Source organism: Streptomyces sp. S3(2020), assembly GCF_013044505.1.
In the GTDB taxonomy this organism is placed as follows: domain Bacteria; phylum Actinomycetota; class Actinomycetes; order Streptomycetales; family Streptomycetaceae; genus Streptomyces.
Map to the genome: position 1 here is coordinate 1 of NZ_JABERD010000361.1, position 5,803 is coordinate 5,803.

The window sequence follows — 5,803 nt, forward strand, 5'->3', positions numbered from 1 at the left end:
CGGTAAGCCCCCCTCGTCAGGCCCCTCTCACCCATTCCCCGCTCCAGGGAGACCTCGCCATGCCCAAGCGCGCCCGAATCGCGGCTTTTGCCCTGATAGCCTCCGCGGCCCTTCTCACCACCTCCGCCTGTACCGGCCAGTCGAGCTCCGGCGCCGACGACGACGCCTCGAAGGAGACCACCCTCAACTTCTGGCACGCCTGGAGCGCGCCCGCCGAGGTGAAGGCGGTCAAGTCCCTGATCGCCGGCTTCGAGAAGACGCACCCCAACATCCACGTCAACGTCGTCGGCAACATGACGGACGACAAGATCAACCAGGCGCTGCGCGCGGGCGGTTCCAAGGCGCCCGACGTGATCTCCTCCTTCACCACCAACGCGGTCGGCAAGTTCTGCTCCTCCGGCGCCCTGGTCGACCTCAACCCGTTCTTCGAGAAGTCCGGCATCGACCCGTCCAAGACCTTCCCGACGGCGATGAATGAGTACACCCAGTTCGAGGGCAACCGCTGCACGGCCCCCCTGCTCGGTGACGCGTACGGCCTCTACTACAACAAGACCGCGTTCGAGAAGGCGGGCATCACCAGCCCGCCCAAGACGTGGTCCGAGTTCGAGGCCGACGCCAAGAAGCTGACGATCACTCAGGGCGACAGCTACAAGCAGCTCGGCTTCATGCCGAACTACCACGGCTGGGAGACCACGACCGAGCACTACATGGGCCAGTTCTCCCCGACGTACTTCGACAAGAGCGGCAAGTCGACGGTCGGGACGGACCCGGCCGTGTCCTCGGCCTTCACCCTCCAGAAGAAGCTGGTCGACGACCTCGGCGGCTTCCAGAAGCTGGAGAAGTACCGCTCCAAGCTCGGTGACGAGTGGGGCCCCAAGCACCCCTTCCACACCGGCCAGGTGGCCATGCAGCTCGACGGTGAGTGGCGCCTCGGCATGGCCCTGGAGGCCAAGCCCGACTTCGAGATCGGCGTCGCCCCGCTGCCCGTCCCCGACGACCAGGCCGACCAGTACGGCAAGGGCTACATCACCGGCACGATCACCGGCATCGCCGCCACCAGCAAGAAGCAGAACGCGGCCTGGGAACTGGTCAAGTACATCACCACCGACACGGACGCGGTGGTGAACTTCTCCAACGCCATCCACAACGTGCCCTCCACGCTGGCCGCGCTGAAGTCCCCGAAGCTGAAGTACGACCCGCGCTTCAAGACCTTCCTGGAGATCGCGGCGAACCCGAACTCCACGACCAGCCCCGCCTCCCTCAACGGCGGCGTCTACCTCACCACGATCCAGAACTTCGGCTACGAGTACGAGAGCGGCAAGTCCAAGGACCTCAAGGCCGGTCTGGCCGCCGCGGCCAAGCAGATCGACACGGACATCGCGCAGGCGAAGTAGCGATGAGCACCAACACGTTGAGGTCGAAGCGCCGCCGTTCAGCGCTTCGTACCGCCGCCTTCATGTCGCCCTGGCTGATCGGCTTCGCGGTCTTCTTCGCGTACCCGATGATCTCGACGCTCTACTTCTCCTTCATGCACTACGACGGCTTCAAGCCGCCGACGTGGAGCGGAACGAAGAACTGGACCTACGTCTTCGAGAGCTACCCCTACTTCTGGCCCGCCCTGCGCAACACGCTGTGGCTGGTGGTGATCACGGTGACCCTGCGGGTCCTCTTCGGACTCGGCATCGGCCTCCTGATCACGAAGATCAAGACCGGCACAGGGGTCTTCCGCACCCTGTTCTACCTGCCCTACCTGGCCCCGCCGGTGGCGGCCACGATGGCCTTCGCCTTCCTCCTCAACCCCGGTACGGGCCCGGTCAACTCGATGCTGGAGAAGGTCGGCATCCCGGCCCCGGGCTGGTTCAACGACCCGAGCTGGTCCAAGCCGGCCCTCACCCTGCTGTTCCTGTGGGGGGTGGGCGACCTGATGGTCATCTTCATGGCCGCGCTGCTCGACGTACCGAAGGAGCAGTACGAGGCGTCGGAGCTGGACGGGGCCTCGGCGTGGCAGCGCTTCCGGTTCGTCACGATCCCCAACATCTCGCCGATCATCATGTTCGCGGTGGTCACCGGGGTGATCGCGGCGATGCAGTGCTACACCCAGCCACTGGTCGCCGGAAAGGTCGCCTCGGGCGTGATCCAGGGCGCGGGCACCATGTTCGAGCCCGGCTACCCGGAGAAGTCGACCCTCACCCTCCCCCAGCTCGTCTACAACCTGGGCTTCCAGCGCTTCGACTACGGCTCGGCCTGTGTCGTGGCCCTGGTCCTCTTCGCCCTCTCCATGGCCTTCACCGCGCTCCTGATGCGGCGCCGAGGCGGACTGATCCAGGCAGGTGACTGACGGATGACCCAAGTACTGGACCGGCCGGCGGAGTTGAAGACCCCGGCCTCCCCCGCCGAACGCACCGCCCGCCGCAAGGCGCTCCTGGAGTGGATCGCGATCCACTCCCTGGGCATCGCCGCGGCCCTGTTCTTCACACTCCCCTTCGTGTTCGTCTTCCTGACCTCGCTCATGAGCGACGACCAGGCCCTGAGCCGGGACCTGATCCCGCACACCTGGGAGTGGGCCAACTACCGGAAGGTCTTCGACACCCCGGGCTTTCTGACCTGGTGGCGGAACACGCTGATCTACGCCGGACTCGGCACCGTCCTCGTGGTCGTGTCGTCGGTCCCGGTGGCGTACGCGCTGGCCAAGTTCCGCTTCCGGGGCCGCAACCTCTCCCTGATGCTGGTGATCTCGATGATGATGCTGCCGCCGCAGGTGGTCGTCATCCCGATGTACCTGTTCTGGGCGAAGCAGCTGGACCTCTCGGGCACCCTGTGGCCGCTGATCATTCCGCTGGCCTTCGGGGACGCGTTCTCGATCTTCCTGCTGCGCCAGTTCCTGATGACGATCCCCAACGAGTACCTGGACGCGGCCAAGGTGGACGGCTGCGGAGACCTGCGCACCCTGCTCAAGGTCGTCCTCCCGATGGCGAAGCCGGGAATCGCCGCGGTGGCCCTCTTCCAGTTCTTCAACGCCTGGAACGACTACTTCGGCCCCCAGATCTACGCCTCGGAGAACCCGGGTGCCTGGACGCTCAGTTACGGCCTGGAGTCCTTCAAGGGCGCCCACCACACCGACTGGAACCTGACCATGGCCGCGACCGTGCTGGTCATGGCCCCCGTGATCCTCGTGTTCTTCTTCGCGCAGAAGGCGTTCGTGGAGGGTGTCACGCTCACCGGAGTAAAGGGCTGACATATGAAACTCACCGTGGTCGGCGGAGGCTCGACCTACACCCCCGAACTCATCGACGGCTTCGCCCGGTTGCGGGACACCCTCCCGATCGAGGAACTGGTCCTGGTGGACCCGGCCCCCGAACGCCTCGATCTGGTGGGCGGACTGGCCCGCCGTATCTTCGCGCGGCAGGGCCACGCGGGCCGGATCGTGACGACGTCCGACCTCGACGCGGGCGTCGACGGCGCCGACGCGGTGCTCCTCCAGCTCCGTGTCGGCGGCCAGGCGGCCCGCCAACAGGACGAGACCTGGCCGCTGGAGTGCGGCTGCGTGGGCCAGGAGACCACCGGCGCAGGCGGCCTCGCCAAGGCGCTGCGCACGGTCCCGGTGGTCCTGGACATAGCCGAACGGGTCCGCCGGACGAACCCGGACGCCTGGATCATCGACTTCACCAACCCGGTGGGCATCGTCACCCGGGCCCTGCTCCAGGCCGGCCACAAGGCGGTGGGCCTGTGCAACGTGGCGATCGGCTTCCAGCGGAAGTTCGCGGCCCTGCTCGACGCGGCGCCGTCGGAGATCTTCCTCGACCATGTGGGCCTCAACCACCTCACCTGGGAGACGGGCGTACGCCTGGGCGGCCCCGAGGGCAAGGACGTCCTGCCCGACCTGCTGTCCGGGCACGGCGAGGCGATCGCGGCGGACCTGCGTCTGCCCCGCCCCCTCCTGGACCGCCTGGGCGTCGTCCCCTCCTACTACCTGCGCTACTTCTACGCCCACGACGAGGTCGTACGGGAACTGCGCACCAAGCCCTCCCGGGCGGCCGAAGTGGCCGCGATGGAGAAGGAGTTGCTCAGCCTGTACGCCGATCCGGCGCTGGACGAGAAGCCGGAGCTGCTGTCCCGGCGGGGCGGCGCCTTCTACTCGGAGGCGGCGGTGGACCTGGCGGCAGGGCTGCTCACCGGCACCGGAAGCCCCTACCAGGTGGTGAACACGTACAACCGCGGCACGCTGCCCTTCCTCCCCGACGACGCGGTGATCGAGGTGCAGGCGGCCGTGGACCGGACCGGCGCGACCCCGCTGCCGGTACCGGCCGTGGACCCCCTCTTCGCGGGCCTCACGGCGGCGGTGACGGCCTACGAGGACCTCGCCCTGGAGGCGGCCCTGCACGGCGGCCGCGACCGCGTCTTCCGCGCCCTGCTCTCCCACCCCCTGATCGGCCAGTACGCGTACGCGGAAGAACTCACCGACCGACTCGTCGCACACAACCGGGAGCATCTCGCGTGGGCATGACCGCACGTGTCCTCGCCGTAGACGCGGGCAACAGCAAGACCGATGTCGCGGTCGTGGCGGCCGACGGAACCGTCCTGGCCACCGCGCGCGGCGGGGGCTTCCGGCCACCGGCGGTGGGGGTGCGGGCCGCGGTGGACGCACTCGCCGAACCGGTGGCCGAGGCCTTCGCGGCCGCCGGGATCACCTCGGTCGACCATGTCTCGGCCTGTCTGGCGAACGCCGACTTCCCCGTCGAGGAGGAGCAGTTGGCCACAGCCCTGCACGCGCGCGCGTGGGGCACGACCGTGGAGGTCCGCAACGACACCTTCGCCATCCTGCGGGCCGGCATCACCGAACCCCGGGGTGTGGCCGTCGTCTGCGGCGCCGGCATCAACTGCGTGGGCATGCGCCCCGACGGCCGCACCGCCCGCTTCCCGGCGCTGGGCCGTATCTCCGGCGACTGGGGCGGCGGCTGGGGACTCGCCGAGGAGGCCCTGTGGCACGCGGCGAGGGCGGAGGACGGCCGAGGGGAACCGACCGCCCTCTCCCGCACGCTGCCGTCCCACTTCGGCCACGACACCATGCTCGCCCTCATCGAGGCCCTCCACCTGGAGCACATCGAACCGACCCGCCGCCACGAACTGACCCCGGTCCTCTTCACCACGGCGGCGGACGGCGACCCGGTGGCCCGCGCCCTGGTGGACCGCCTGGCGGAGGAGGTGACGACGATGGCCGCGGTGGCCCTGACCCGCCTGGACCTGCTGGAGGAGGAGACCCCGGTCCTGCTGGGCGGCGGCATCCTGGCCGCACGCCATCCCCAACTGGACGACGGCATACGGGACCTGCTGGCCTCCCGCGCCCCCAAGGCCGTGCCGCAGGTGGTGACGGCGAGCCCGGTGCTGGGAGCGGCCCTGCTCGGCCTGGACGGGCTGGGCGCGAGCGCGGCGGCACAGACCCGCGTGAGGAGGTTCTACGACGCCTGACGCGGCCCCCGAAACCCGAACCTGGAACCGAACAGATTCCCCTCGCGTGTGAATGGGCAGGGGGTGGTGCGGGGCGGCGAGTGATGCCGGAAAACCGCGCACCGCGCTGCAATCCGATCAAGATCCAGTGAAGGCCGGTGCGGATGTCGGTCCCGGCAGCGATACTTGCGGCGACGGATGACCATGGGGGAGGTCAACAGTGACACACCCGCCGAAAAGCAGCGCGGCACCACCACCGGTACCAGGCATGCCCACCATGCCGGCGGTACCACCGCAACAGACCCGTTCCAACGGCTCACCGGGCGGCTCCCCCACACCCGCCCCACCGCCCCCCCCC

The 5,803-nt window shown here is 68.7% G+C and carries 5 protein-coding genes; all 5 read left to right on the plus strand.

Features of this window, described 5'->3' with window-relative positions; genetic code table 11:
• Window positions 1-59: 59 nt before the first annotated feature.
• Genes HLK59_RS47530 through HLK59_RS47550 form a run of 5 tightly spaced genes read left to right on the plus strand, consistent with a single transcriptional unit; the run spans window position 60 to window position 5,466 of the window.
• Window positions 60-1,394, plus strand: a complete 1,335-nt coding sequence (locus HLK59_RS47530) for an ABC transporter substrate-binding protein (RefSeq protein WP_171147914.1) — start codon at window positions 60-62, stop codon at window positions 1,392-1,394.
• Window positions 1,395-1,396: 2 nt separating this feature from the next.
• Window positions 1,397-2,338, plus strand: a complete 942-nt coding sequence (locus HLK59_RS47535; RefSeq protein ID WP_171147915.1) for a sugar ABC transporter permease — start codon at window positions 1,397-1,399, stop codon at window positions 2,336-2,338.
• Between the two features lie 3 nt (window positions 2,339-2,341).
• Entirely contained in the window at window positions 2,342-3,235 is an 894-nt protein-coding gene (locus tag HLK59_RS47540) for a carbohydrate ABC transporter permease (protein ID WP_171147916.1), read from the plus strand.
• Between the two features lie 3 nt (window positions 3,236-3,238).
• Window positions 3,239-4,504 (plus strand): 6-phospho-beta-glucosidase, encoded by a 1,266-nt coding sequence (locus HLK59_RS47545; RefSeq protein ID WP_171147917.1) that lies wholly within the window; start codon window positions 3,239-3,241, stop codon window positions 4,502-4,504.
• A complete protein-coding gene (locus HLK59_RS47550; protein WP_171147918.1) occupies window positions 4,495-5,466 on the plus strand; it encodes a BadF/BadG/BcrA/BcrD ATPase family protein in 972 nt (323 codons plus the stop codon). The genes HLK59_RS47545 and HLK59_RS47550 overlap by 10 nt, the downstream gene beginning before the upstream one ends.
• The last annotated feature ends 337 nt before the right edge of the window (window positions 5,467-5,803 follow it).